Source organism: Agrobacterium sp. 22094 (assembly GCF_052046015.1).
GTDB lineage: Bacteria > Pseudomonadota > Alphaproteobacteria > Rhizobiales > Rhizobiaceae > Agrobacterium > Agrobacterium cavarae.
In genome coordinates this window covers 1-310 of record NZ_JBQEPX010000063.1, presented here as the reverse complement: position 1 = coordinate 310, position 310 = coordinate 1, and the positions used below count along the sequence as shown (strand labels likewise).

Annotated in this window: 1 pseudogene; it reads right to left on the bottom strand. The window is 36.8% G+C overall.

The window, feature by feature from the left end:
• Positions 1-310, bottom strand: a pseudogene (gene exsF, locus ACTJK5_RS23175) (exosporium protein ExsF); the annotation flags it as partial.

Genomic DNA, 310 nt, shown 5'->3' with positions numbered 1-310 from the left:
ATTTAAGTTAATAAGAATAACACCACTGGATACATCTACTTCACCAGTACCAATAACGTTAGAACGAACTGCTGTACCTGATCCAGGAATAATGTTAGCTGGTGTATTTAATGATAAGAAGAAACGACCAGCTTCTGGTGCAGTAGGTACGTTATCAAGACTAATTGTTAATGTATAACTAATTTGATAAATACCAGCTCGCAGAATTCGAATGCCATCTCCGACACTTACTGTATCGTTGATTACAGGAACAGTAATATTTGGGTTTGGACTTACACTAGGTAATAGTAGTGGTGTAAATAGTGAAGCG